Source organism: Allobosea sp. BK604, assembly GCF_004341515.1.
Taxonomy (GTDB): domain Bacteria; phylum Pseudomonadota; class Alphaproteobacteria; order Rhizobiales; family Beijerinckiaceae; genus Allobosea.
In genome coordinates, this window is record NZ_SLZF01000011.1 from 103,744 (window position 1) to 128,708 (window position 24,965).

Sequence of the window (24,965 nt, forward strand, 5' to 3'; positions counted from 1 at the left end):
GGATCAGGTTCGTCGGCAGGAGTATGCGCCATGCAGCTGGGAATCATCGGCCTCGGCCGGATGGGAGCCAATATCGCTCGTCGCCTGATGAAGGCCGGGCACGAATGCGTCGTCTATGACCGCGATCCGAAACCCGGCGCCGCATTGGCGGGCGAGGGCGCCATCACCGCGGCCGATCTCCCCGATCTCGTCGCGAAGCTGAAGGCGCCGCGCGCGATCTGGGTGATGCTGCCGGCCGGCGAGATCACCGAGACCACGCTGAAGGACCTCGCCGGACTGGTGCTGCCGGGCGACACGCTGATCGATGGCGGCAACGCCTTCTGGAAGGACGATGTCCGGCGCGGCAAGGAGCTCGCGGAGAAGGGCCTGCACTATCTCGATGTCGGCACCTCCGGCGGCGTGCACGGGCTCGAGCGCGGCTATTGCCTGATGATCGGCGGCGCCAAGGAGGCTTTCGACCGGTTGGAGCCGATCTTCAAGGCGCTGGCACCGGGCCGGGGCGACATTCCCGCGACGAAGCATCGCGAGGGCCGCAATCCGCGCTCGGAGGAGGGCTATCTGCATTGCGGGCCGGTCGGCTCCGGCCATTTCGTCAAGATGGTCCATAACGGCATCGAATACGGCATGATGCAGGCTTTCGCGGAGGGGTTCGACCTGCTGCGCAACGCCTCGGCGAAAGAAGGTCTGCCGGCGGATTACCAGTTCGATTTCGACGTTGCCGAGATCTCCGAGGTCTGGCGGCGCGGCTCGGTGGTCACGTCCTGGCTGCTCGACCTCACCGCCGAGGCGCTCGCCGCCGACGAGGACCTTGCCGCCTATGCCGGCAATGTCTCGGATTCGGGCGAGGGGCGCTGGACCGTCGAGGCCGCGGTCGAGACCGCGACGCCGGCCGAGGTGCTGACCTCCTCGCTCTACACCCGCTTCCGCTCGCGCAAGGACCATACCTTCGCCGAGAAGATCCTGTCCGCCATGCGCGCCGGCTTCGGCGGCCATGTCGAGCCCAAGAAGTCCTGATCAGAAAACCGGTTCAGAATGAAAGATTTTTCGAAGACCGGCGGCCCGTCCGTCATCGTCGTCATGGGGGTGGCGAGCTCGGGCAAGACATCGCTCGGCGAGCGGCTCAGCGAAAGGCTCGGCTGGCCGTTCCGCGACGCGGATTCCTTCCATCCGCCGGAGAATGTCGCGAAGATGTCGAGCGGCATTCCGCTGACCGACGAGGATCGCAAGCCCTGGCTCGCGGCGATCGCGGCCTGGATCGACGAGTTGCGCGCCGCCGGCAAGCATGGCGTCGTGACCTGCTCGGCGCTGAAAAAGGCCTATCGCCGCGTCATCGTCGGCGACCGGCCGGATGTCGCACTGGTCTATCTCAAGGGCTCGCGCGAGCTGATCGGCCAGCGCATGGCGCAGCGGCAGCACCATTTCATGCCGCCCTCGCTGCTCGACAGCCAGTTCGCGACGCTGGAGGAGCCGGGGCCGGACGAGGAGCCGCTGGTCGTCTCCGTCACGGCCTCGAAGGAGGCGGTGGTCGAAGAGGTGCTGCAAGGGCTGCATCTGGGCTGAGCCCTGGCGCGAAGAGCACGGGATCCAGTGGCGCTGTCGCGCCATCCGCCCCCTGCAAAGCGGCTCTACTTTTCAACCAATTGAAAAAGCGAGGCGCAAGGCGCATTGGTAAGGTAATGGCGGTATGGTGGCCGCCACCCTTTCAACCGATGGTCCCTCGATGCTCGACAAGGTTCTGCCGCCGCGTACCCTGAAGCTCAACGCCGCCGACAATGTCGCGGTCGCGGTCGATCCGATCGACCCGGGCGTCACTGCCGCCGGCGTCGAAGCCCTGAAGCGCATCCCGCGCGGCCACAAGATCGCCTTGGCGCCGATCGCCAAGGACGAGCCGATCCGCAAGTTCGGCCAGATCATCGGCTTTGCCACGGTTGACATCCCGCCGGGCGAATGGGTGCACGAGCACAATACCGGCTTCCACGCTTTCGACCGCGATTACGCCTTCTGCGCCGAGGCCAAGCCGGAATTCGTGCTGCCGGTCGAGCAGCAGGCGACCTTCGAGGGCTTTCGTCGCGAGAGCGGCAATGCCGGCACGCGCAACTATGTGGGCGTGCTGACCTCGGTGAACTGCTCGGCTTCGGCCGCGCGCTTCATCGTCGAGGAGATCAAGCGCTCCGGCATCCTCGCCGATTATCCCAATGTCGACGGCGTCATCGCGCTGACCCACGGCACCGGCTGCGGCATCGACTATAATGGCGAGAGCTTCGAGGTGCTGAAGCGTACGACCTGGGGCTATGCCTGCAACCCGAACATGGCGGCGGTGCTGGTCGTCGGCCTCGGCTGCGAAGGCTTCCAGATCAAGCGCATGAAGGAAGCCTATGGCGTCGAGGAGAGCGATATCTTCCGCACGCTGACGATCCAGGAAACCGGCGGCACCAAGAAGAGTGTCGCGGCCGGCGTCGAGGCGCTGAAGACCATGCTGCCGATCGCCAACAAGGCGACGCGCGAGACGGTGCCGGCCTCTGAGCTGTCGCTGGCGCTGCAATGCGGCGGCTCGGACGGCTATTCCGGCATCACCGCCAACCCGGCGCTGGGCGCGGCCGTCGACCTCCTGGTCGAGCATGGCGGCACGGCGATCCTCTCCGAGACGCCCGAGATCTACGGCGCCGAGCACCTGCTGACCCGTCGCGCCGCCACCCGCGAAGTCGGCGAGAAGCTCGTCGGCGTGATCAAGTGGTGGGAGGATTATACCGAGCGCGCCCGGATGAGCATGAACAACAACCCCTCGCCGGGCAACAAGGCGGGCGGTCTCACCACCATCCTGGAGAAGTCGCTCGGCGCCGCCGCCAAGGGCGGCACCAAGACGCTGGCCGCCGTCTATCACTATGCCGAGCCGGTGCGCGAGAAGGGTTTCGTCTACATGGACACGCCCGGTTACGATCCGGTCGCGGCGACCGGCCAGGTCGCCGGCGGCGCCAACATCCTCGCCTTCACCACCGGCCGCGGCTCGGCCTATGGCTGCAAGCCGACGCCCTCGGTCAAGCTCGCCACCAACACGCCGATCTATGAGCGCATGATCGACGACATGGACATCAATTGCGGCGACATCCTCGACGGCGTGACGCTGGAGGAGAAGGGCAAGGAGATCTTCGAGACCTTGCTGCGCGTCGCCTCGGGCGAGCGTTCCAAGTCCGAGCAGCTCGGCTATGGCGATGCCGAGTTCGTGCCCTGGCAGATCGGCGCGACGATGTGATGGCGGTCACAGAGACCGCGGGAAACGGCGGCTAAACGGCCCTATCGATTGACGGACCCCGGAAGCGCGGCGATACAGCCGCGCTTTTATGGTCGGACGCTAGGGACTTGCCTTGACCAATATTCTCTTCGTGACGATTCCGCGCGTGCTGCTCGGCCTGATCTTCCTCGTATCTGCGATTGACGGCTTCTATTTCATCGCGACCGGCAACCGGCTGATCCATCCGCCGACTTCGGCGAGGGGCGAGGCATTCGAGCAGGCGCTGATGAATGCCGGCTTCTTCTGGCCGCTGCTCAAGACCATCAATCTCGTCGGCGGGATCAGCCTGCTCTTCAACGTGATGCCGGCACTGGGCCTTGCCCTGATTGCGCCGGTGATGACGGTGATCGTGCTGTTCCACCTCACCATCAATCCGCCCGGCCTGCCGGTGGCGGGAATCCTGATCGTGACCGGCGCGCTGCTGGTCTACGCTTATCGCGAGCGCTACGCCGCGTTGCTGCGCTGAGCCGTCACGGCCCGAAGCCGCGCAGCCTTTCGCCCAATTCGCCGATCCGGTCTGCGCCGACATTGGCGATGGCGACGCGCAAATGCCGCTCCTGGCCAGGGCCGAAATAGGGGCCGGGCAGGGCGAGCACGCCGCGCTCCTGCACCAGCCGCCGCACGACCTCGGCCGCCGGCAGGTCGGCGAAAGGATGCGCGACATAAGCGAAATACGCCCCCGCCGCGAGCACCTGCCAGCCATTGAGCGGCGCCATCGCCTCGCGGAATGCCTGGGCGCGGGCATTGATCTCAGCCCGATTGGCCTCACGCCAGTCGCGGATGCCGTCAATGCCCCAGGCCACCGCGGCCTGGCCGGCGCGGACGGGGCTGATCTGGACGCAGTCGAGCACCTTGCCGATCTGCGCGATGGTGGCTTCGCCTGCTGTGATCGCGCCCAGACGCCAACCGGGCACGGCATAGGCCTTCGAGAAGCTGTAAAGGCCGATCACCGAATCACGCCAGCTGCTTGTCGCGAAGACCTCATGCGGTCTCGCAGCGCCGGCCGGCAGGAAATCGCGATAGGTCTCGTCCAGCACCAGCCAGAGGCCGCGCCGCGCGCAAAGCTCGGCGAAAGCGGCGATGGTTGCCGGCGGATAGACCGCGCCTGTCGGATTATTCGGCGTCACCAGCACGATGGCGCGGGTCTTCGCATCGATGAGGCTCTCGGCCTGCGCGGCGTCCGGGACGAAGCCGGCAGCCGGATCGCAAGGCAGCGGCCGGGGCTCGATGCCGAGCATGGTCAGCGTCATCTCGTGATTGAAGTACCAGGGCGTCGGCAGGAGCACGTTCTCGCCGGCGCGGGCGAGCGCCATCATCGTGACGACATAGGCCTGGTTGCAGCCGGAGGTGATGGCGATCTCGCCCGGCGTGAAGCGGTCGCCGTAGGTCGCGCTGATCTCGGCGGCATAGGCCTCGCGCAGCGTGAGATCGCCGACGATCGAGCCATAGCGGGTGAATTCCGGTTTGGCGGAAGCCTCGGCGAGCTTCTGCAGCATGACCGCGGGAGGCGGTGAGCCGGGCACAGCCTGCGAGAGGTCGATCAGCGGACCGTTGCCTCCGTCATAGGCGCGCGCCCAGCCCTGCGCTTCGGGGATCGGCGGGGTGCCGGTGTCGACGAGGTCGGGATTCAGCGCGGGGCGGTTGGTCTGGAGCATTGGCCAGCTTTGCGGCGCGGCTCACCTCGCGTCAATCGGCTTGGACGAACGCTCCATTCTCCCTCATATTCGCCCCGGGGGAAGGAGAGCGGACCGGCCGATGCAGCACGACAGCGATGACGACGCGGTCGCCGAACTTCATGCCATGCTCGACTGTGCCAGCGCGATCGTCGGCTTCACCGGGGCCGGCATCTCGACCGAATCCGGCGTGCCGGATTTTCGCTCGCCGGGATCGCCCTGGATGGTCAACAAACCGATCCCCTACGAGGCCTTCATCGCCAGCCACGCGGCGCGGGTCGAGGCCTGGCGGCGCAAGTTCACGATGGACGACCACTTCGCCGGCGCCGGCCCCAATCGCGGCCATCGCGCGCTGGCGCGGCTCGTAAGCGACGGACGCTCGCCCGGCGTCATCACCCAGAATATCGACAACCTGCACCAGGCTTCCGGGATTCCACCGGAAAAGATCGTCGAGCTCCATGGCAACGGCACCTATGCGACCTGCCTGACCTGTGGCTGGCGGCACGAGCTCACGGCGATCCGTCCGGCTTTCGAGGCGAGCGGTGAGCCGCCGAGCTGCATCATGTGCGGCGGGTTGGTGAAATCGGCGACGATCTCCTTCGGCCAGGCAATGCCGCAGGTCGCGATGCAGCGGGCTCATGCGCTGACCATCCAGGCCGATCTCTTCCTGGCGGTCGGGTCGTCGCTCGTGGTCTTTCCCGCCGCGACCTTTCCCGTGATCGCCAAGCGCAACGGCGCCAGGCTCGTCATCATCAACCGCGAGCCGACGGAATTGGACGAGATCGCCGATCTCGTGGTGCGTGCCGAAATCGGCCCCGCGTTGGCGCCTCTCGCCCAATAGGACAGAGTTGCTGCCAGATCAGCTGTGCATTTTTCCCGTCTTGATGTGGATGATGCTGAGGCGGCTGTATCCCGACTTCACAGCAATGGTATTCTCTCAGCACGAATCAAGTAGTTCGCGCGGAGATGAGCGGCACATGTCCGACGATTTCGGTGAGAGTGGGCGACCACCGGTCGGTCCGATCCAATCCCTCAACCGCATTGTGCGCCTCGACGGCCCCGAGGGGCTCGCGCCCGAGACGGGCGTCGAGCTTGTCGGCTATGTCAAATGGTTCGATGTCAGCAAGGGCTATGGCTTCGTGGTGCCGGAGAATGGCGGCGCCGATGTCCTGGTCCATGTCACGATCCTGAAGCGCGATGGTTTCAACGCCATTGCCGAGGGCGCGCGCATCGTGCTCGAGGCGGTCGAGAAACCGCGTGGCCGCCAGGCGATCCGGGTCATGTCGATCGACACCTCGGCGGCGCGCCATCCGGCCGAGCTGCCGCTGGCCCGCACCAATGTCTCGGTGACGCCGACGAGCGGACTCGAGCGCATGGTGGTGAAATGGTTCAACCGCCTGCGCGGCTTCGGCTTCGTCTCGAAGGGCGAGGGCGCGCCGGACATCTTCGTCCATATGGAGACATTGCGGCGCTACGGCATCGTCGAGCTGATTCCTGGCCAGACGGTGCTGGTGCGCTACGGGCCTGGGCCAAAGGGGCTGATGGCGGCCGAGGTGAGGCTGGAACAGGGCGGACCGCCGAGCTCGCATTGAGCTGGGACGATCTGAGAGAGAAAAAGGGCGCCGTCGGGCGCCCTTTTTTGTTCTGCTTCCCAGCTGGCAGGGAGTCAGCGGAGAAAATACTTCTTCTGTCTGTGGATTTTCAAATTTGCCGTTGTCTTGTGCAGAATGCCTACTATAGAAGCAGCCATCCTGACGAAGCGCTGGCTGGCGTGTGAAACTCTTCAATCCCATTCTCGCCGGTGCGACGATCTCGGAGCGCTCGATTGCCTGCCTCGGCGCATTTGCCGGCGTGGCGCTGACCGCTGCGATGGGCTTCCTCTTCCCGATCCACTCGCCATTGGTTGTCGCGCCCATCGGGGCCTCGGCGGTCCTGATCTTCGCGGTTCCGGCGAGCCCGCTGGCGCAGCCCTGGCCAGTCATTGGCGGGAACACCATTTCGGCTTTTGTCGGCCTTTGCGTCGCCTGGGCGATACCCGATGTAACGATCGCGGCGGCCTGTTCGGTCGCTCTCGCGATCGCGGTGATGTCGCTGACACGCTCGCTCCATCCGCCCGGTGGCGCGGTCGCGCTGACGGCCGCAGTCGGCGGCCCGGCCGTGGCAAAATGGGGTGCCTTTTTCCCGATCGTGCCGATCGGCGTGAGTTCGCTGTCGCTGGTCGCGCTCGGCGTGGCGTTCCACGCCCTGTCGCGCCGATCCTATCCGCACAGGGCGCAGCCGGCCCAGGCCAGCAGCGTTCCCCAATATAGTGCCGGGTCGTTCAGTTCGCGGGATATCGATGACGCGCTCGAGCAGATGGGCGAGACCTTCGATATCGCGCGTGAAGATCTCGACCGTCTGCTGCAATTTGCCGAAGCGAGCGCGGCTCGTCGGCAGGCGAGCAATTCCTGAGCTCAAGCCGAGCCGTCGCTCGTGCTCATGTTGAACGGCCTCCGGCGCCTGCCTGATTCCACCCTGATTCCGCTTGCCGTCTATGCCAACGCCTCGGTCGCCTGGTCGAATGTCGCGGGATCACCGAGCGTTCGGGCGAGCAGCATCGCTCCTTCGAGGGTCGCCATCGTTCGCTTCGCGGCTGCTGGCGAAAGGCCTTTGCCAGCGGGAGACTGCGTCAAGTTCTCCAGACCGCGCTCAAAGAAGCGGCGCGCCTCGGCTGCGACTTCGGCGGGCAGGGCGACGACTCCTGCGCCGAGCGCGCCGCACAGGCACATGCGGCCATCTTCCAGCAGGGCTCGCCGAAAGACACGCCGCCAGGCGTCGACCCGGCCGGCGCCGCCGGCTTCCTCGCGCTCAACCGCCTGCTCGAAGCGATCGACATAGCGGCGGGCTACGGCCGTAGCCAAGGCTTCCTTGGTTGGGAAGTGATGGTGGACGCTGGAACTCTTCACCCCGACATCGGCCGCGATCTCACGGAAGCTGAAGCCGTGATAGCCGCCATCGCGGATCCGCACTTCTGCCGCGTCCATGATGGCTTCGGCCCTGTCCGACATCTCGCTCTCCAGTTGTCTATCTTCCGATAGATAGAGCTTGCGCCGACCCTCGGCAACGTCTACTGCATCGCAAATGTCTATCTATCGATAGATAGATAAATTTGAACTGGAGGCTCATATGCGTTTCGCAAGCAAGGTGGTTGCCATCACGGGCGGCGGGTCCGGCATCGGCAAGGAAACCGCAAGACGATTTCTGGCGGAAGGCGCCCTTGTCGCCATCAACGGCCGAAACGAGGCCAAGCTGACGGCGGCGGCGCGCGAGATCGACCCGTCCGGAGAAAAGACGGTCGTCGTGGCCGGCGACATTTCCAGGCCGGCGACGGGCGAAGCGCTCGTCAGCGCCGCGCTCGAGCGCTTCGGCGGCCTCGACGTGCTCGTCAACAATGCCGGCGTCTTCAATCCCAAGCCGTTTCTCGAGCTCGATGAGCACGACTACGACTGGTATCTCGACACGATCCTGAAGGGTAAGTTCTTCACGGCGCAGGCTGCCGCCAGGGCGATGAAGGGCAGCGGCGGGGCGATCGTCCAGACCGGCTCCATGTGGGCGCTCCAGGCCATCGGCGCGACGCCGTCCGCAGCCTATTCCGCCGCCAATGCCGGCGTGCATGCGATGGTGCGCAACCTCGCCATCGAGCTGGCACCGTACAAGATCCGCATCAACGCGGTTGCGCCGGCTGTCGTCGAGACACCTGTCTACAACACGTTCCTGACCGAAGAGCAGGTCCGCGCGACATTGCCCGGCTTCAACGCCTTCCATCCGCTCGGACGGAATGGCCAGCCTGCGGATGTGGCAGAAGCGATCCTGTTCCTCGCTTCGGAACAGGCCTCCTGGATCACCGGAACGGTGCTTCCAGTCGATGGCGGGGTGATGGCCGGGCGCCAGTGAGACGATGTAACCGCGGACCCGTTTGACTGGGGGCCGCATGAAAATGGCCGCAGCAGCGAGTTATCGCCGCGGCGGCCATTCTGGTTTCCGGCGTCAGAGCGCGAAGGATGTCCCGCAGCCGCAGGAGCTGGTCGCGTTCGGATTGGTGATCCGGAAGGACTGGCCGATCAGATCGTCGACGAAATCGATGGTCGAGCCTTCGAGCAGGTCGAGGGAGGTCTCATCGATCAGGACGGTGGCGCCGTCACGCTCGATCACGAGGTCGCCAGGCGCCTTCTCGCGGTCGATATCGAAAATATACTGGAAACCCGAGCAGCCGCCGCCGGCGACGCTGACGCGCAGCATCGAGCCGGGCGGCTCCTGCGCCATCACGGCGACGATTCGATTTGCCGCCTTGTCGGTGACGGCGATACCGTGCGGATTGACCTGAAGACCGGTCGACATAGGCAGATGCTCCTTGCACCTTTGTTGCCCGTGAAGGTAATTGCGGCGCAGCGCCGATACAAGCTTGGGGCGCCGACAGGTCCGCCATGCCGCAGCGACACAGCCTCGTACTCGACCCCAATCGCGAGCCGGGCGAGCGCTGGCGCGCGGTCTATGCCTGCCGCTCATCCCTGAGCCGCGGGCGGCTGATCGAGGAGCCGGGCTCGGCGACTCGCAACCATTTCCAGCGCGATCGCGACCGGATCATCCATTCCACCGCCTTCCGCCGGCTGAAGCACAAGACGCAGGTTTTCGTCTCGCATGAGGGCGACCATTACCGCACCCGCCTGACCCATACGATCGAGGTGGCGCAGATCGCGCGTGCGCTCGCCCGTGCGCTCGGTCTCGACGAGGATCTCGCCGAGGCGCTGGCCTTGGCGCATGATCTTGGCCACACGCCCTTCGGCCATACCGGCGAGGATGCGCTCGATGAATGCATGCGCGCCTATGGCGGCTTCGACCATAACGCCCAAACCTTGCGGATCGTGACCCGGCTGGAGCGGCGCTATGCCGATTTCGACGGGCTCAACCTGAGCTGGGAAGCGCTGGAGGGGCTGGTCAAGCATAACGGCCCGCTGGTCGATGCCGCGGGCAGGCCGACCGAGCGCTATGCGAAGACCGGCATTCCGATGGCGATCGTCGAATATCAGGAGCGCCAGGACCTATGGCTCGACAGCCATGCCTCGGCCGAAGCGCAGGCCGCGGCGCTCGCCGACGATATCGCCTACAATGCCCATGACATCGATGACGGCCTGCGCGCCGGATTGTTCGAACTATCCGATCTGCGCGCCGTGCCTTTCCTCGCCGAGCTGCTCGACGAAATCGAGCGGCTGCATCCGGGGCTGGAGAAGGCGCGGGCGACCAACGAGCTGGTGCGCCGGGTTATCACCCGTTTCGTCGAGGACGTGATCGGCCGTTCGCAGGCGCTGATCGCCGCGCTGGCGCCGGCCGATGCCGATGCCATCCGACGCGCTGGCGCTCCGGTCATCGCCTTCTCGGAGACGAACGCGGAGGCCGACCGCGCGATCAAGGCCTTCCTCTACCCCAACATGTACCGCCACCCGCGCGTCGGGGTGATCCGGCAGCAGGCAGCGGATGTGGTGCGCGACCTGTTCACCCGGTTCAGCGCGGCGCCGCAGGCGATGCCGGAGGATTGGGGCAGCGGCGCCGACGAGCTCGACGAAGCGCGGAAAGCGCGCCGGATCGCCGACTACATCGCCGGCATGACCGACTGGTACGCGCTCGACGAGCACCGGCGCCTGTTTGACGCGACCCCGGCGCTGCGATAGGGCCGGGCGCTCATTTTCTCCCGGCGCATGTCCTCTTGGCGCATGTCCTCTTGGCGATTGCGATGAACCTGTTCGAGATCTTTTCCGCGCGCGTCCTTGGCGCCCTGACGCAACTGACCGATGCGGGCGAGCTTCCCGCGGGCCTGTCCTTCGCCCGCGTCGTGGTCGAGCCGACGCGCGATCCCGCCCATGGCGATCTTGCGACCAATGCGGCGATGGTGCTCGCCAAGGAGGCCGGCACCAATCCGCGCGTTCTTGCCGAGAAGCTCTGTGCCGAGCTGCTGCGCGATCCCGACATCGTCAAGGCCGAGGCGGCGGGGCCGGGCTTCATCAACCTCACGCTGCAACCTGCTGTTTTCACTGATGTTCTCAAGGCCGCGATCGAGGCGGGACTAGACTATGGCCGCGGCGCCGAGAAGCCGCTGCCCAGAATCAATGTCGAATATGTCTCAGCCAACCCGACGGGGCCGATGCATGTCGGCCATGGCCGTGGCGCCGTCTTCGGCGATGCACTCTGCAACCTGCTCGCCTTTGCCGGCCATGCGGTGACGCGCGAATATTACATCAACGATGCCGGCGCGCAGGTCGACGTGCTCGCCCGCTCCGCCTTCCTGCGCTATCGCGAGGCGCTCGGCGAAGAGATCGGCGCGATTCCCGAAGGGCTCTATCCCGGCGATTATCTCAAATCGGTCGGCGAGAGCCTGGCCAAGGCGCATGGCAACGCCTTACGCGATATGCCGGAGGCCGAGTGGCTGCCGCTGGTGCGCAATGCCGCCATCGACGGCATGATGGCGATGATCCGCGACGACCTCGCTGCGCTCGGCGTCGAGCACGACGTGTTCTTCTCGGAGCGCTCGCTGCAGAAGGTCGACGGCAATCTCGACGCGGTGCGGGCGACGATCGAGGAACTGCGCTCGCGCGATCTCGTCTATGAGGGCCGGCTGCCGCCGCCCAAGGGTCAGAAGGACGAGGATTGGGAGGATCGCGAGCAGACACTCTTCCGCGCTACCCAGTTCGGTGACGATGTCGACCGGCCGCTGCTCAAATCGGATGGCAGCTACACCTATTTTGCCAACGACATCGCCTATCATCGCTCGAAATTCACGCGCGGCTTCAGCGAAATGATCGACGTCTGGGGCGCCGATCATGGCGGTTATGTCAAGCGCATGGCGGCGGCAGTGAAGGCCGTGACGGGCGGGGAGGGCACGCTCGACGTCAAGCTCTGCCAGCTGGTGCGGCTGCTGCGCAATGGCGAGCAGGTGCGTATGTCCAAACGCTCCGGCGATTTCGTCACGCTGCGCGAAGTCATCGACGAGGTCGGCCGCGATGCGGTGCGCTTCATGATGATTTTCCGCAAGAACGATGCGACGCTCGACTTCGATCTCGCCAAGGTCGTCGAGCAGTCGAAGGACAATCCGGTCTTCTATGTTCAGTATGCGCATGCACGCTGTTCGTCGATCTTCCGTCAGGCGCGCGAGGCTTTCCCGGATATCGATTTGTCGCCTGCGGCATTGGCGCGAGTTGACCTTGCGCGGCTGACCGACGAATCTGAAATTGGCATCATCAAGATGATCGCCGCCTATCCCAGGATGATCGATGGGGCGGCGGGCGCACATGAGCCGCATCGCGTGGCCTTTTTCGTGCATGAGCTGGCCAGCGCGTTCCACTCTCTATGGAACAAGGGCAAAGACTCGCCGCAATTACGGTTCGTTAATCAAACTGATCGAGAGTCGACCTTGGCAAGATTGGCTTTCGTGCATGCGGTACGGAGCGTCCTTGCTTCCGGTCTGGCGGTCGTCGGTGTTGCGGCGCCGGAAGAAATGCGTTGACGGCGATCCTTTTGCCGGCAGCGCGCACAAGGTCAGATTGACCGCGCGTTAGGTTCGGCGTTCCATTCGGGTGCCGACTGCGCGCTGGAATGGATCATACCATGAGCGAACCAGCTAGAAACCGATTCGCCCTCGACCTGGACGATCTCGAGCGTCAGCTTCGCGGCGCGGCGCAGGCGCCGAAGCCCGGAAGTTCGGTCGACCCCCTGGTCGAGCTGACCAGGATCGTCGAACAGGACGACCCGCTGAAAGAACTTTTCGCAACCCGCCCGGCCCAGGGGCAACCGGCGGCGGCGCCTTCATGGCAGCAGCCGCGGCAGGATCCCTCCTTCGCGCCGGCGGCGGTCCAGCGCGCAGCCGCCGAGGTCTCGGCCCCGCCGGCCGATATCCGCGGCGCGCTCGACGAGTTCGAGGCGCTGCTGAGGCGCACCGAGCCGACACGTCCGGCCCCCGCGCACAGCGAGCCCGAGTCGGAAGCACGGCCGGCGCCTGTTTCGCACGACTATACCGCTCCGGAGCCCTATCGCTATTCGCGGCCGGAGCCCGCTCCGGCGCAGGCCGCGGCCCCCCGTGATCTCGACCAGGATCAGCACAACTTTCAGCCGGATTACGGCTACGATCCGCAGCCTGCCTATGCCGACCAGGCACAGGGCGAGGAGGAATTGCAAGATCTCGAGCGGCCGCGTTCGCGCAAGGGCTTGTGGGCGGCGGCCGCGCTGATCGCTGTCGCGGTGATCGGCGTCGCCGGTGCGATGACGGTCTTCCGCAGCTCGGGCCCGGTGAGCAAGGACGGGCTGCCGCCGGTGATCAGCGCCGATGGCGGGCCGACCAAGGTCGAGCCGGTCAATCCGGGCGGGACCGAGATCCCGAATCAGAACAAGCAGATCTATGAGCGAGCAGGCGATGCCCCGGTCGGCCAGACCAAGGTGGTCAGCCGCGAGGAACAGCCGGTCGATGTACAGCAGGCGGCGCGCTCGATGGCGCCGCGCATCGTGATGCCCGGCCCAGGCACCGGTCCGACCGCCCTGATCCAGGGCAATGGCGCAGCCAATGCCAACCCGCTGGCGCAGGCTCCGGCGGCGGCGCCCGCCAGCACGACACCGGCCGAACCGGCCCTGACGCCGGTTCCGGCGGTTCCCGGCCTTGGCGAACCGCGCAAGGTTCGCACCGTCTCGATCCGGCCTGATGGCGCGCCCGCTCCCTCGCCAAATGGCAGCGCGAGCTATGCCAATGGTGGCATCGCCGGCGCGAATGGCGGTGGCATGCCGCTGGTGACCGGCTCGGCGCCGACCCGCTCGCTGGCCAGCGCTCAGCCGCCGGCTTCGATCAACAATGTGCCGCGTCCACGCCCGGCGACGCCGGCGGCTGCGGCCGAGCCCCCAAAGGCCCAGGAACGGGTCGCGACGCCTGCGCCTGCGACGACCCCGCCTGCCGCTCCGGTCCGTACGGCCAACGCCGCGCCCGCACCGCAGAACACGCCGACGCCCGCCGCCCAGGCGGTCCGGGCCGGCTCCGGCGATTTCGCGGTCCAGCTGGCGGCACCCGGGAGCGAGGCGGAAGCACGCGCCACTTTCGCGGCATTGCAGCGCAAATACCCGGAACAGCTCGGCGGCAAGGCGCCGATCGTCCGCAAGACCGAGCTCGCCGGCGGCAAGACCGTCTACCGCCTCCGCGTCGGCCCCTATTCGCGTGACGATGCCACCACGGTTTGCACGGCGCTCCAGGCGGCCGGCGGTCAGTGCTTCATCGCCAAGAACTGACGATCCAACGCCCGATCATCCGATCGATCATGCCGCCGGCTGCGACCTCGCAGCCGGCGGTTTGCGTTTGGCCGGGGCGTCGATCGCCACGGCCAGCTTGAGCTTCCCACTAGCGCCCGGGGCATGCTGCGGCTATCTCCGCCGGCAAGAGCGTCAAGCTCCAAGATCGCACCAAAGAGGAAACCCATGGACCGTCGCAAGTTCGTCAAGACCGCCGGCGCGGGCGTTGCCGCCAGTGCCGCAATCGCCGCCCCCGCGATCGCCCAGTCCCAGCCGAAGATCAGCTGGCGCCTGACCTCGAGCTATCCGAAGAGCCTGGACACACTGTTCGGCATCTCGACCCAGCTCGCCAAGCGCGTCGCCGAGGCGACCGACGGCAATTTCCAGATCCAGGTCTTCTCCGCCGGCGAGATCGTTCCGGCGCTGAATGCGCTCGATTCGGTGCAGAACGGCACGGTCGAATGCAGCCACACGCTGTCAAGCTTCTATATCGGCAAGGACCCGGCCTTTGCCTTCGAGACGACGCTGCCGTTCGGCATGAACATGCGGCAGCAGAACGCCTGGCTCTATGCCGGCGGCGGCCTCGAGCTCTGCCGCAACTTCATGAAGACCTATAACTGCTACACGATCCCCTCGGGCAATACCGGCGCGCAGATGGGCGGCTGGTATCGCAAGGAGATCAAGTCGCTCGAAGACCTCAAGGGTCTGAAGATGCGCATCGCCGGGCTCGGCGGCACGATCATGGCGCGGCTCGGCGTCATCCCGCAGCAGCTCGCGGGTGGCGATATCTATCCGGCCCTGGAGCGCGGCACGCTCGACGCCGTCGAGTTCTCCGGTCCGTTCGACGACGAGAAGCTCGGCTTCCAGCGCGTCGCCAAGTATTATTACTACCCGGGGTTCTGGGAAGGCTGCGCCAATGTCAGCTTCATCGTGAACCTGGACAAGTGGAACGGCTTGCCCGCCTCCTATCGCGCCATTCTCGAGGCGGCCTGCGCCGAGGCCAACACGCTGTGCATGGCGAAATACGACAACGGCAATCCCGACGCGCTCGTCCGCCTGATCCAGTCCGGCGCCGAGTTGCGCGGCTTCCCGCAGGATGTGATGCGGGCGGCGTTCAAGGAAGCGCAGGAGGTCTATGCCGACTTCGCTGCCAAGAACCCGAACTTCAAGACCTTCTACGATTCCTGGCTGCCCTATTGGAAGAAGGAGCAGCTCTGGTTCCGCATTGCCGAGCTGCCCTTCGACGCGTTCAACGCCCAGATGGTCGGCCAGATGCGCTGAACCCAACCGGGATTCGCACGACATTCGGGCGCCGCGTCTTGACCGACTCGGCGCCCGTTTTTACGCCTGAGACATGAAATCACGCGCCTTCATCGCCGGTTGCCTCGGCACCAGCCTCACGGCCGAGGAGCGCGCGTTCTTCCGCGACGCCCGCCCCTGGGGCTTCATCCTGTTCAAGCGCAACACGCAGGACCCGGCGCAGGTCGCGGCGCTGACAGCGAGCCTGCGCGAGACTGTCGGCTGGCAGGCGCCGATCCTGATCGACCAGGAGGGCGGCCGGGTCCAGCGCATGGGGCAGCCGCATTGGGCGCCTTATCCGCCGGCGCTCGCCTTCCTCGCGATCAACGATCCCGTCCAGCAGCGCGAGATCGTCAGGCTTTCGGCGAGGCTGATGGCGCATGACCTGAAATCGGTCGGCGTCGATGTCGATTGCCTGCCGGTGCTCGACGTGCCGGTCGCCGGCAGCCATGACGTGATCGGCAACCGTGCCTATGCGCATGATCCCGATATCGTCGCGAAGCTCGGCCGCGCTGCTGCCGAGGGCTTGCTGGCCGGCGGCGTTCTGCCGGTGATCAAGCACATGCCCGGCCATGGCCGCGCGCGGGCCGACAGCCATCACGACCTGCCGGTGGTCGAGGCCTCGCTCGACGAGTTGCGCGCCCATGATTTCCGGCCCTTCCGGCATCTCGCCGACATGCCGATGGCGATGACGGCCCATGTCGTCTTCACCGCGCTCGACAAGAAGCATCCCGCCACGGTCTCGCGCCGGATCGTGCGCGACATCATGCGCGGCGAGCTCGGCTATGACGGGCTGGTCATGACCGACGACATCTCGATGAAGGCGCTCTCGGGCTCCTTCGACGAGAAGGCGAGGGCGGCGATCCGTGCCGGCGTCGATGTCGTGCTGCATTGCCACGGCATCATGGCGGAGATGATCGCGATCGCCGGCGCCGTTCCCGAGATGAGCGGCGCGCGTGCGCGCCGCGCCGCCATGGCCTTGTCGCGAATCCGGCACGAGCCGGAGCCGCTTGATGTGGATAGCGCCAGGGCCCAGCTTGCAAGCACCCTTGCCATGAGCAGCCGATAGGCTGATTCTGTCCCCGGGGCTGTCGTAAACCGGGGGCGGGCCATTGGCGGCCGCTGAACTGCCGTTCGAGGATGAGGCGCGGCCGGAGCGCGGCGAGGGCGAACCTGCGCTCGTCGTCGATGTCGACGGCTATGAGGGCCCGCTCGACCTGCTGCTCGATCTCGCCCGGCGGCAGAAGGTCGACCTGCACCGAATCTCGATCCTGGCCCTGGCCGAGCAATATCTCGTCTTCGTCGAGCAGGCGCGGGCGCTCAGGCTGGAGCTTGCCGCCGACTACCTCGTGATGGCGGCCTGGCTCGCCTATCTGAAATCGCGCCTGCTGCTGCCGGAGCCGCCCAAGGGCGAGGAGCCGAGCGCGGCCGATCTCGCGACCGCCCTGGCGCTCAGGTTGCGGCGGCTGGAGCAGATCCGCGAGGCGGCGCGCCGGCTCGCCTCGCGCGAACGGCTGGGACAGGACGTCTTCGCCCGTGGCGAGCCGGAGGCGATCGTCGCCGGCGCAAGGCCGGTCTGGGAGGCGGAGCTCTACGATCTCCTCTCGGCCTATGCACAGCAGCGCCAGCGGCGCGTGCAGAGCCATATCTCCGTCGGCCATCGCGTCGTCTGGTCGCTGGCCGAGGCGCGCGAGGCGCTGCAGCGGCTGGTCGGCGCGGCAAGCGACTGGATGGAGATCGAGCCCTATCTCGCCCGTTATGTGATCGGCCGGGGGGCGCCGGTACAGGCGATGCGCGCCACGGTTCGGGCCTCGGCGCTCTCGGCCATGCTGGAAATGGTCAGGGAAGGGGTGCTTGATCTGCGCCAGGACGGCGCCTTCGCTCCGCTCTATATCCGCCGCCGTTCGGCGCGCCCGCCGACCCTGCCTCTGTGATATGGAACCGGGATGAAAGCGGCGGCGAAAGAGCGGATCGAGGAAGAGGATCACGGCGAGGCGGAAGCCTTCGCCCAGGCGACCCGCATCGTCGAGGCGCTGCTCTTCGCCTCTGCCGCGCCGCTTTCCGAAGAGGAGCTATCGCGCTCGGTGCCGGCAGGCATCTCGACCTTGCAGGTGCTGACGCTGCTGACCGAGATCTACGCGTCGCGCGGGGTCAATCTGCGGCAGGTCGCGGGCAAATGGGCCTTTCGCACCGCGCCCGATCTCGCCTATCTGCTCGCGGCCGAAGCCGAGCAGCCGCGAAAGCTGTCGCGGGCCGCGCTCGAAGTGCTCGCCATCATCGCCTACCACCAGCCGGTGACGCGGGCCGAGATCGAGGAGATTCGCGGCGTCGCCACGGCCAAGGGCACGCTCGACATCCTGCTGGAGGCCGGTTGGGTCAGGCTGCGCGGGCGGCGGCGCTCGCCGGGCCGGCCGGTGACCTATGGCACGACGCCCGGCTTCCTCGACCATTTCGGCCTCGACCGCATCGACGACTTGCCGGGGCTGGACGAGCTGAAGGGCTCCGGCTTCATCGAGGGGCGGCTGTCGAAGGACCTCACCGTGCCCGTTCCCGACGATGGGCCCGACCTGCGTGAGGACGAGGATCCGCTCGGCGATCTCTTCACGCCGCTTGACGACGGCGAGGGCGGGCCCCACACGGCGGAAGAATGACGGTTCCGGAGTGAGTTTTGGCTCGTAGCGAGAGCGTGGCGCGGTGGTTGAGCTGGGGCAGGCGGGGGACGGCGGGCGCCGCGATCCCGATGGCGCTCGGCTTCGAGGGCGTGACGCAGCGCTTCGGCGATGTGACGGCGCTGGAGGATGTCTCGCTCGCGATCGAGCCGGGCGAGATCGTCGCGCTAGTCGGACAGTCCGGCTGCGGCAAGACGACGCTGCTGCGGCTCGCTGCAGGGGTCGAGCGGCCGAGCGCCGGCAAGGTGCTGCTCGAGGGCAGGGAGGTTTCCGCCTCCGACGCTTTCGTCGAGCCGGAGCAGCGCGGGGTCGGGCTGGTCTTCCAGGACTACGCGCTCTTCCCGCATCTGACCGTGCGCGAGAATGTCCGCTTCGGGCTGCGGGGCTATGACGCAGCGTCCGCCGATGCGACCGCGCTGCGCGCCATAGCCCGCGTCGGCCTCGCCGATCTGGCCGAGGCTTATCCCCATATGCTTTCGGGCGGCGAGCAGCAGCGCGTCGCCCTGGCGCGCGCCATCGCGCCGCGGCCCGGCGTGCTGCTGATGGACGAGCCATTCTCCAATCTCGACCGGCGCCTGCGCGATGTCGTGCGCGATGAGACCGCCGCGCTGCTAGAGGAAACCGGCGCGACCTCGATCATCGTGACGCATGATCCCGAGGACGCAATGCGCATCGCCGACCGGATCGTGCTGATGCGCGCCGGCCGAATCGTCCAGATCGGCACGGGCGAGGAGCTCTACCGCAAGCCGATCAGCCTCTTTGCCGCCCGATTCTTCTGCGACTTTAGCGAGATAGCCGGCACGGTCAGGCGCGGGGCGGTCGACACGCCGGTTGGCATGTTCCCGGCTCCTGGATTAAACGACGGCTCGGAGGCCGTCGTTTGCGTCAGGCCGCATGTGATCAGGCTGGTGCCGAAAGGCTACTGCCTGCCGGCGCGGGTCGTGACGCGGCGCTTCCTCGGCGAAGTCGACCATGTGCTGCTCGCGGTCGCGGGGCTGGACAAGCCGCTCGCCGCGCGGGTCTCGCTTCCCGGCTCGATCCGGGAAGGCGAGGAGGTTGGTATCGACATTACGACTGATGAAGTTCTTGTGTTCCCCGCAGGGGACACATAGGTTCCGCCACAAGCACTAGACCTGCCCGAAAGGCAGGTCACAGGGGATTTTCGGAGGAGTTTCGCCATGGGTGGCGTAAGCATCTGGCACTGGATCGTCGTCGGCGTCATCGTGATGCTGCTGTTCGGGCGCGGCAAAGTGTCCGAGCTGATGGGCGACGTGGCCAAGGGCATCAAGTCGTTCAAGAAGGGCATGGCCGAGGATGAGCCGGCTCCGGCACCGCCGGCCGCGACTCCGGCCGACCCGAAGATCATCGACCATGCCCAGACCGCGAATGCGGGCGCGGCCAAGGCCGAAACCAAGGCCTGAGGGCAGGCCGCCCATCGGGCGGCCCACGGATAGTAGGACCGGCCGTCGATGTTCGACATCGCTTGGAGCGAACTGATCCTGATCGGCGCGGTCGCGCTTGTCGCAATTCCGCCCAAGGACCTGCCTGGGGCGATGCGGACGTTTGGCCAGACGGTGGGCAAGATCCGCCGCATGGCCGGAGAGTTCCAGAGCCAGTTCAACGACGCCATGCGCGAGGCCGAGCTCCACGATCTGAAGAAGCAGGTCGAGGAGGTCGGCGGTTCCGTGCAGAGCGCGATGAACCCGGATTTCAAGCCGATCGACCAGATCAATGATTTCGGCGCGCCGAAACCGGCGCAAGACGATCCGGCTGAGAATGACGAGGCCGCACGCAGGGAGGCCGAGGCCAAGCTCGCGGCGCTGCCCGGGCCCGAGCCGCTGCCTGAGATCGTGATCGATCCGGCGCCGGTGGCCGAGCCCGCCCCGGAACCTGAGCCAGAGCCCGAGGTCAAGCCGAAGGCGCCGCGCAAACGGACCGCGAAAGCCAAGGCAGCGGAAGTCACCGAGCCCGGCGAAGGGAGCCCGGCGTGAGCGTCAGCACCAATCTCCGCGACGGCGAAGACGAGATCGAGGCCTCGCGTGCGCCGCTGATCGAGCATCTGATCGAGCTCAGGGGCAGGCTGATCAAGTCGCTGATCGCCTTCCTGATCATGTTCTTCATCTGCTTCGCGTTCTCGACGCAGATCTACAATCTCCTAGTGCTGCCCTATGTCTGGGCGGCGGGCACTGGCGCCAATGCGCAGCTGATCTATACCGGCCCGCTCGAGCTGCTCTTCACCCATATCAAGGTGGCGGCCTTCGGCGCCGGCTTCTTCGCCTTTCCGGTGATCGCGACGCAGGTCTACAAGTTCGTCGCGCCCGGCCTCTACAAGAACGAGAAGCAGGCTTTTGCACCCTATCTGGTGGCGACGCCGGTCTTCTTCCTGCTCGGCGCGCTCCTGGTCTTCTTCTTCGCCATGCCGGTGCTGATGAAGTTCTCGCTCGGCATGCAGCAGGCGGCGAGCGAGGGGCAAGCGGGCATCGCGCTCCTGCCCAAGGTCAGCGAATACCTGTCGCTGATCATGACGCTGATCTTCGCCTTCGGCGTCGCCTTCCAGCTTCCAGTCGTGCTCACGCTGCTCGGCCAGGCCGGCATCATCGATGCGACCTTCCTGAAGGAGAAGCGGCGCTATGCGATCGTCTTCGTCTTTGTGGTCGCCGCGGTATTGACGCCGCCGGACGTGATCTCCCAGCTGATGCTCGCCGTGCCGATGTTGCTGCTCTACGAGCTCTCGATCTTCTCGGTGCGCCGGGTCGAGACCAAGCGCGCGGCTGCGAAAGCGGCCGAGGACGCAGCGGAGTCCTGACTCCGGTAAAGCGTCATCCCGGACAAGCCGCGGAGCGGCGCAGCTCCCGGATCCATCCTAGGGTGCTGCGCTCGTTGATGGATTCCAGCGCCCCGCTTGGCCGAAGGCGTGGAGGCGCGATGTGGGTCTACATCATGGCGAGCGGTTGGAATGGAACGCTCTATACGGGTGTAACCAACAGTCTCTCGCGGCGGGTTGGAGAGCATCGAGATGGCTGCGGCTCCGAGTTCGTCAGGAAATACGGCGTCATTCATCTCGTTTATGCCGAGCACTTCGACCGGGCAGATGAGGCAATTAATCACGAGAAGCGCGTGAAGCGTTGGCGGCGGGAGCGAAAGATCGCCCTCATTGAACAGGCCAACCCCACCTGGCGCGATCTCTATGACACAATCCATCTCGATTGACCTCCGTCGTCATCCTGGCCGGAGCGAAGCGTAGTGCCGGGATCCATCGTAGAGCGCGGCTCTCTACGATGGATCCCGGAGCTGCGCCGCTTCGCGGCTTGTCCGGGATGACGGCGGAGGGCGATGGAGAGGGAAGAAGCATATATTCGTGCCGTTCCCCCGGATGACGGGGGAGTTTTGCTGCGCTACAGGATCAGCCGTCTTTTCCGCAGCGACGACATGGCCTGACGATGTACGACATCAAATGGATTCGCGAGAACGCCGAGGCGTTCGATACCGGCTTGAAGCGGCGTGGGCTGGAGCCGCTCTCGGCCTCGCTGCTCGCGCTCGACGACGTCAGACGCTCCGCCATCGCCAAGGCCCAGGCCTCACAGGAGCGCCGCAATGCGCTCTCCAAGGAAATCGGCAAGGCGATGGGCCAGAAGGATCTCGCCAAGGCCGAGGAGCTGAAGGCCGAGGTCGCTGCACTGAAGGATTCGCAGCCGGGCCTCGAAGCCGAGGAGAAGGCGGCTGTCGCCAAGCTCGAAGGGCAGCTCGCGGCGATCCCGAACATTCCCAATCTCGATGTGCCTGATGGTGCGGATGAGAATGGCAATGTCGAGTATCGCCGGCATGGCGAGCAACCCGAGAAGCAGGGCGGGCGGCTGTTCGGCTTCAACCGGCTCCATGAGCATTTCGAGCTCGGCGAGGCGCTGGGCCAGATGGATTTCGAGACGGCGGCCAAGCTCTCCGGTTCGCGCTTCGTCGTGCTCGACGGCCAGCTGGCGCGGCTCAACCGCGCGATCGGCCAGTTCATGCTCGACGTTCATGTCGAGGAGCACGGCTATACCGAGGTCAATCCGCCGCTGATGGTGCGCGACGAGGTGATGTTCGGCACGGCTCAGCTGCCCAAATTCGAAGGCGACCAGTTCCGCACCGTCGCCTTCGAGATGCCCGAACATCTGAAGCCGCACGGTCCTGCGGCCGAGCTCTGGGAGTCGCTCGCCGAGAGCTGGGCCTCCGAGCAGGGCAAGATGGAGCAGGCAACGTTCAACACGGTCATCCAGGCGCTCTATGATGACAATGTCCGCCGCGACGAGATCGACCAGATCGTCGCCTTCTTCGAGCGGCTGCGGCGTGACCTCGCGGTCGCCCGGCACGGGGCGGCGCGTGGCGAGGAATTCGGCAAGGCCTTCGGCGAGGGCCGCTGGCTGGTGCCGACCGCCGAGGTGCCGCTGACCAATCTCGTGCGCGAATCGATCCTCTCCGAAGAGGAACTGCCGCGCCGCTTCACCGCGCTCACGCCCTGCTTCCGGGCCGAGGCCGGCTCGGCCGGGCGCGACACGCGCGGCATGCTGCGCCAGCACCAGTTCGAGAAGGTCGAGCTGGTCTCGATCACCTTGCCGGAGAAGTCGAAGGAGGAGCATGAACGCATGCTCGCCTCGGCCGAGGCCGTGCTGAAGAAGCTCGACCTGCATTATCGCGTCATGACTCTGTGCACCGGCGACATGGGCTTCGCCAGCCAGAAGACCTGGGACATCGAGGTCTGGCTGCCCGGCCAGAAGACCTATCGTGAGATCTCGTCCTGCTCTGTTTGCGGGGATTTCCAGGCGCGGCGCATGAGCGCGCGCTATCGCCCGGCCGAAGGCGGCGCGCCGCGCTTCGTCCACACCCTCAACGGCTCGGGCACGGCGGTCGGCCGCGCGCTGATCGCGGTGATGGAGAACTACCAGAATGCCGACGGCTCGGTCTCCGTGCCCGACGTGCTGGTGCCCTACATGCGCGGGATCACCCGCATCGAGAAAGCGGCCTGATCATGCGCATCCTTGTGACGAACGATGACGGCATCCATGCCGAGGGCCTTGCCGTACTGGAGCGCATCGCGGCGCAGCTTTCCGACGATGTCTGGGTCGTCGCGCCGGAGACCGACCAGTCGGGCGTGGCGCATTCGCTGTCGCTGAGCAATCCGCTGCGCCTGCGCAAGATCAGCGAGAAGCGCTTCGCCGTTGCCGGCACGCCGACCGATTGCGTGATCATGGCGGCGCGCTCGATCATGATCGAGCACCGCCCTGATCTCGTGCTCTCCGGCGTCAATCGCGGCCAGAACGTCGCCGAGGACGTGACCTATTCGGGCACGATCGCCGCCGCGATGGAAGGCACCTTGCTCGGCATTCCCTCGATCGCGATCAGCCAGGCCTACGGCCCGACCGGGCGCGACCAGATCCACTGGGATTGCGCCGAACATCACGCGCCTGGAGTCATCCGCCGCCTGCTCGACGAAGGCATTCCGGAGGGCGTGCTGTTCAACCTCAATTTCCCGCATGCCGCACCGGGCGACGTCAAAGGCGTCGCGGTCACGGCGCAGGGCAGGCGGGACCAGGAGCTGATGCGGCTGGAGCCACGCCAGGACGGGCGGGGCAATCCCTATTTCTGGATCGCCTTCCAGCGCAGCCGGAAAGAGCCGGCTAACGGAACCGATCTGCGTGCGCTCTCGGAGCAGAAGATCTCGGTGACGCCGCTCGAGCTCGACCTCACGCACGAACCGACCATGACCCGCTTCGCCCAGGTGTTCGCTTGAGATCACAGGTTCGCCTGAGATCAACTGCGAATTCTCCGGCATGGCCGCCTGACTTGGTCGCCTGACTTGGTCGTCGGCGCTTCCGGTGCTCATGTACTGACATGCGCTCCTTTCGGATTCCTGACGGCCCTGCCAGTCGACTCATGCCAGCGAATTCCCGGATGATCCCAAACAGCGATTTGATTCGTCGGGGAGCGCAATGAGCGACGAGGGGCTGAGCAGCGAAGGCGAGCGGACCGTCGCTTTCCTGCTCTCGCTCCGGGCGCGCGGCATCGGCGATCTCTCCGTGCTGCGTGCCATGGAGAGGGTGCCGCGCGAGCGCTTCGCCCCGGCGCGATTTGCCGATCTGGCACGTCAGGACGTCTCCGTGCCCTTGCCCTGCGGCCAGACGATGACGGCGCCGCATACTGTCGCCAATCTCGTCAGCGCGCTCGATATGCAGCCTTCGGCGCGCGTGCTCGAGGTCGGTACCGGTTCCGGCTATGTCGCAGCGCTGCTTGCGGCCATGGGCGGGGAGGTGGTCTCGCTCGAGCGCTACCGCACGCTGGCACTGGCGGCGCATGAGCGAATCAGCGGCAGCGGCTATGCCGAATCAGTTGATTTGCGCCATGCCGACGGCTTCCAGCCTGACCGTTCGCTCGGCCGTTTCGACCGCATCCTCGTCAATGGCGTCGCCAATTCCATGCCTGAGGCGTTGCTGCTGCGGCTTTCGCCCGGCGGCAGGCTGGTCGGGGCGCTCAGGATCGAAGGACTGGCACGGCGCGTCGTGGTGACACGCGCTGCCGACGGCGCCGCCTTCGACCATGCGCTCGGCCCGCTCGTGCGCCTGCCGCCGCTGGCGCCGGGCCTTGCCCAGGCGCTCTGAGCGCGAATCCGATAGATCGCCCGGCTAAAAATTCAAGGAGGGGGCCGGCTCGAAACGCTTTCGTAACCTGAACGAGGTTTTAATCGCCTTCATCGAGTTGCGTCGTTCG

Annotated in this window: 26 protein-coding genes; 23 read left to right on the plus strand and 3 right to left on the minus strand. The window is 66.2% G+C overall.

What is annotated here, in order from left to right:
• Window positions 1–30 precede the first annotated feature (30 nt).
• The 4 genes from gnd to EV560_RS28850 all read left to right on the plus strand — a co-directional run bounded on the left by gnd (window position 31) and on the right by EV560_RS28850 (window position 3,755).
• Window positions 31–1,014 (plus strand): phosphogluconate dehydrogenase (NAD(+)-dependent, decarboxylating), encoded by a 984-nt coding sequence (gene gnd, locus EV560_RS28835; RefSeq protein ID WP_131859293.1) that lies wholly within the window; start codon window positions 31–33, stop codon window positions 1,012–1,014.
• A gap of 18 nt (window positions 1,015–1,032) precedes the next feature.
• Entirely contained in the window at window positions 1,033–1,560 is a 528-nt protein-coding gene (locus EV560_RS28840; protein ID WP_248312249.1) for a gluconokinase, read from the plus strand.
• 160 nt (window positions 1,561–1,720) lie between these two features.
• A complete protein-coding gene (locus tag EV560_RS28845) occupies window positions 1,721–3,250 on the plus strand; it encodes a UxaA family hydrolase (RefSeq protein ID WP_131859294.1) in 1,530 nt (509 codons plus the stop codon).
• 112 nt (window positions 3,251–3,362) lie between these two features.
• Window positions 3,363–3,755 carry a hypothetical protein gene (locus EV560_RS28850; RefSeq protein WP_131859295.1) on the plus strand — a complete coding sequence of 131 codons (393 nt, stop codon included), beginning with the start codon at window positions 3,363–3,365 and terminating at the stop codon, window positions 3,753–3,755.
• Between the two features lie 4 nt (window positions 3,756–3,759).
• On the opposite strand, the gene EV560_RS28855 is transcribed toward EV560_RS28850, so the two are convergent.
• A complete protein-coding gene (locus EV560_RS28855) occupies window positions 3,760–4,944 on the minus strand; it encodes an aminotransferase (RefSeq protein ID WP_131859296.1) in 1,185 nt (394 codons plus the stop codon).
• 100 nt (window positions 4,945–5,044) lie between these two features.
• Between EV560_RS28855 and EV560_RS28860 the strand changes: the two genes are divergently transcribed.
• From EV560_RS28860 to EV560_RS28870, 3 genes are all read left to right on the plus strand, one after another.
• Window positions 5,045–5,803 carry an SIR2 family NAD-dependent protein deacylase gene (locus EV560_RS28860; protein WP_131859297.1) on the plus strand — a complete coding sequence of 253 codons (759 nt, stop codon included), beginning with the start codon at window positions 5,045–5,047 and terminating at the stop codon, window positions 5,801–5,803.
• 136 nt (window positions 5,804–5,939) lie between these two features.
• Complete coding sequence (locus tag EV560_RS28865) at window positions 5,940–6,554, plus strand: cold-shock protein (RefSeq protein ID WP_131859298.1); 615 nt, start codon at window positions 5,940–5,942, stop codon at window positions 6,552–6,554.
• A 181-nt stretch (window positions 6,555–6,735) separates the two neighbouring features.
• Window positions 6,736–7,413, plus strand: coding sequence for an HPP family protein (locus tag EV560_RS28870; protein ID WP_131859299.1), 678 nt, complete (start codon window positions 6,736–6,738; stop codon window positions 7,411–7,413).
• 80 nt (window positions 7,414–7,493) lie between these two features.
• Here the strand turns inward: EV560_RS28870 and EV560_RS28875 are convergent, their stop codons facing one another.
• Window positions 7,494–8,009 carry a TetR/AcrR family transcriptional regulator gene (locus EV560_RS28875; protein ID WP_131859300.1) on the minus strand — a complete coding sequence of 172 codons (516 nt, stop codon included), beginning with the start codon at window positions 8,007–8,009 and terminating at the stop codon, window positions 7,494–7,496.
• 118 nt (window positions 8,010–8,127) lie between these two features.
• Between EV560_RS28875 and EV560_RS28880 the strand changes: the two genes are divergently transcribed.
• Window positions 8,128–8,895: an SDR family NAD(P)-dependent oxidoreductase gene (locus EV560_RS28880; protein WP_131859301.1), complete on the plus strand. Its 768-nt coding sequence runs from the start codon at window positions 8,128–8,130 to the stop codon at window positions 8,893–8,895.
• 93 nt (window positions 8,896–8,988) lie between these two features.
• Here the strand turns inward: EV560_RS28880 and EV560_RS28885 are convergent, their stop codons facing one another.
• Window positions 8,989–9,339, minus strand: a complete 351-nt coding sequence (locus EV560_RS28885; protein WP_131859302.1) for a HesB/IscA family protein — start codon at window positions 9,337–9,339, stop codon at window positions 8,989–8,991.
• A gap of 86 nt (window positions 9,340–9,425) precedes the next feature.
• Here EV560_RS28885 and EV560_RS28890 point away from each other — a divergent pair, with 86 nt between their 5' ends.
• The 15 genes from EV560_RS28890 (at window position 9,426) to EV560_RS28960 (ending at window position 24,856) form a co-directional block, all read left to right on the plus strand.
• Window positions 9,426–10,667, plus strand: coding sequence for a deoxyguanosinetriphosphate triphosphohydrolase (locus EV560_RS28890; protein ID WP_131859303.1), 1,242 nt, complete (start codon window positions 9,426–9,428; stop codon window positions 10,665–10,667).
• 62 nt (window positions 10,668–10,729) lie between these two features.
• Window positions 10,730–12,496 carry an arginine--tRNA ligase gene (gene argS / locus EV560_RS28895; protein ID WP_131859304.1) on the plus strand — a complete coding sequence of 589 codons (1,767 nt, stop codon included), beginning with the start codon at window positions 10,730–10,732 and terminating at the stop codon, window positions 12,494–12,496.
• A gap of 101 nt (window positions 12,497–12,597) precedes the next feature.
• Window positions 12,598–14,256: an SPOR domain-containing protein gene (locus tag EV560_RS28900; RefSeq protein ID WP_165923699.1), complete on the plus strand. Its 1,659-nt coding sequence runs from the start codon at window positions 12,598–12,600 to the stop codon at window positions 14,254–14,256.
• A 186-nt stretch (window positions 14,257–14,442) separates the two neighbouring features.
• Complete coding sequence (locus EV560_RS28905; protein WP_131859306.1) at window positions 14,443–15,537, plus strand: TRAP transporter substrate-binding protein; 1,095 nt, start codon at window positions 14,443–14,445, stop codon at window positions 15,535–15,537.
• Window positions 15,538–15,610: 73 nt separating this feature from the next.
• The gene (nagZ, locus tag EV560_RS28910; RefSeq protein ID WP_131859307.1) at window positions 15,611–16,624 is read left to right on the plus strand and encodes a beta-N-acetylhexosaminidase; all 1,014 of its coding nucleotides are present in this window, start codon (window positions 15,611–15,613) and stop codon (window positions 16,622–16,624) included.
• A 43-nt stretch (window positions 16,625–16,667) separates the two neighbouring features.
• Window positions 16,668–17,489 carry a segregation and condensation protein A gene (locus EV560_RS28915; RefSeq protein ID WP_248312250.1) on the plus strand — a complete coding sequence of 274 codons (822 nt, stop codon included), beginning with the start codon at window positions 16,668–16,670 and terminating at the stop codon, window positions 17,487–17,489.
• Window positions 17,490–17,501: 12 nt separating this feature from the next.
• Window positions 17,502–18,206, plus strand: a complete 705-nt coding sequence (gene scpB, locus EV560_RS28920; protein WP_131859308.1) for an SMC-Scp complex subunit ScpB — start codon at window positions 17,502–17,504, stop codon at window positions 18,204–18,206.
• Between the two features lie 89 nt (window positions 18,207–18,295).
• Window positions 18,296–19,336, plus strand: a complete 1,041-nt coding sequence (locus EV560_RS28925) for an ABC transporter ATP-binding protein (RefSeq protein ID WP_131859471.1) — start codon at window positions 18,296–18,298, stop codon at window positions 19,334–19,336.
• 66 nt (window positions 19,337–19,402) lie between these two features.
• The gene (locus EV560_RS28930; RefSeq protein WP_131859309.1) at window positions 19,403–19,645 is read left to right on the plus strand and encodes a twin-arginine translocase TatA/TatE family subunit; all 243 of its coding nucleotides are present in this window, start codon (window positions 19,403–19,405) and stop codon (window positions 19,643–19,645) included.
• A 48-nt stretch (window positions 19,646–19,693) separates the two neighbouring features.
• Window positions 19,694–20,215, plus strand: coding sequence for a Sec-independent protein translocase protein TatB (tatB, locus tag EV560_RS36135; RefSeq protein ID WP_207908140.1), 522 nt, complete (start codon window positions 19,694–19,696; stop codon window positions 20,213–20,215).
• Window positions 20,212–21,030: a twin-arginine translocase subunit TatC gene (tatC, locus tag EV560_RS28940; RefSeq protein ID WP_131859310.1), complete on the plus strand. Its 819-nt coding sequence runs from the start codon at window positions 20,212–20,214 to the stop codon at window positions 21,028–21,030. Before tatB ends, tatC begins: the two co-directional genes overlap by 4 nt.
• A 119-nt stretch (window positions 21,031–21,149) precedes the next feature.
• On the plus strand, window positions 21,150–21,434 hold the full coding sequence (locus EV560_RS28945; protein WP_131859311.1) for a GIY-YIG nuclease family protein: 285 nt from the start codon (window positions 21,150–21,152) through the stop codon (window positions 21,432–21,434).
• 230 nt (window positions 21,435–21,664) lie between these two features.
• Window positions 21,665–23,227 (plus strand): serine--tRNA ligase, encoded by a 1,563-nt coding sequence (gene serS, locus EV560_RS28950; RefSeq protein ID WP_131859312.1) that lies wholly within the window; start codon window positions 21,665–21,667, stop codon window positions 23,225–23,227.
• Between the two features lie 2 nt (window positions 23,228–23,229).
• The gene (gene surE, locus EV560_RS28955) at window positions 23,230–23,991 is read left to right on the plus strand and encodes a 5'/3'-nucleotidase SurE (RefSeq protein WP_131859313.1); all 762 of its coding nucleotides are present in this window, start codon (window positions 23,230–23,232) and stop codon (window positions 23,989–23,991) included.
• 199 nt (window positions 23,992–24,190) lie between these two features.
• Window positions 24,191–24,856 carry a protein-L-isoaspartate O-methyltransferase family protein gene (locus EV560_RS28960; RefSeq protein WP_131859314.1) on the plus strand — a complete coding sequence of 222 codons (666 nt, stop codon included), beginning with the start codon at window positions 24,191–24,193 and terminating at the stop codon, window positions 24,854–24,856.
• The last annotated feature ends 109 nt before the right edge of the window (window positions 24,857–24,965 follow it).